Genomic DNA, 1,005 nt, shown 5'->3' with positions numbered 1-1,005 from the left:
TCTCCCGGCCGGCCCAGACAGCCCCGCCGACGGCGACCTCGACACACGCGCCGTTGCCCGAACTGCGGCTGCTCCTGCGCCAGTCGGAGGAGTCGAGGACGGCCTGCGGTTTTCGGCGCCCGTGGGATGTGCTCATGGTGCGTGTATCTCCCTTGCTATCCGCTCCAGCGTCGCGGGTGTGTCCTGCGGGTCCGGAGCGGCGGCCCGCACCAGGTCGAAGGTCTGGATGAAGGTGCGCACATCGCGCTCCCGCTCCAAGTACACGTTGCCTGCGATGGAGTTGATGTAGACGACCGTGGGCATCCGGGGTTCGAACTCCATGAGGGAGAACATCCCCGCGAGGGCCGCGTGGGCGCCCTTGGCGGTCGGCATGACCTGGATCGTCACGTTCGGCAGCGCCGTCGCCTCGATCAGATGCTCCAGTTGGGCGGCCATGGTCTGCTTGCCGCCGACGGGGCGGTGCAGGACGCTCTCCTCCATCACCACCCACAGCTCCAGCGGGTCCGGTTCGCGGGTCAGCAGCTCCTGGCGCTCCTTGCGGAAACGCACCAACTGGTCCACTTCGGAAGGCTCGTTGGGCCGGACGGCCGCGATCACGGCGCGCGCGTACTCCTCGGTCTGCAGCAGACCGTGCACGAACGTCGGCTCGTACGAGCGCAGTACGCGGGCGTCGGCCTCCAGCCCCGCGTAGGTGGCCATGCCCGAGGGCAGCACCTCGCCGTAGTGGGTCCACCAGCCCTGCTGCTGCGCGTCCTTGTGGATCTGCATGACCGTCTCGATCCGCACCGGATCGGTCACGCCGTACCACTGGAGCAGATCCCGGACGTCCCGCGCCTTGATCGGGGCCTGTCCGGTCTCCACCCGGCTGATCTTGGACATGGAGCACTCGAGGTGTGCCGCCACGTCCTCGATGCGCATCCCCGCGTGTTCCCGCAGCCGCCGCAGCTCGGACCCGCGCTGGCGGCGCCGTACCGTCGGGCCGGCGGTCGTGGCCATGGCCTCACC

General features: G+C 69.5%; 1 protein-coding gene. It reads right to left on the bottom strand.

Annotated features, from left to right (window positions below):
- Positions 1-132 precede the first annotated feature (132 nt).
- Positions 133-1,005 (bottom strand): helix-turn-helix domain-containing protein (locus tag ACFWI9_RS34885; protein WP_387169453.1); only part of this gene is annotated, 873 nt, incomplete at its 5' end.

The sequence above is a fragment of the Streptomyces sp. NPDC127084 genome (assembly GCF_042724175.1).
Classification (GTDB): Bacteria; Actinomycetota; Actinomycetes; order Streptomycetales; family Streptomycetaceae; genus Streptomyces.
This window is presented reverse-complemented; position numbering and strand designations above follow the sequence as displayed.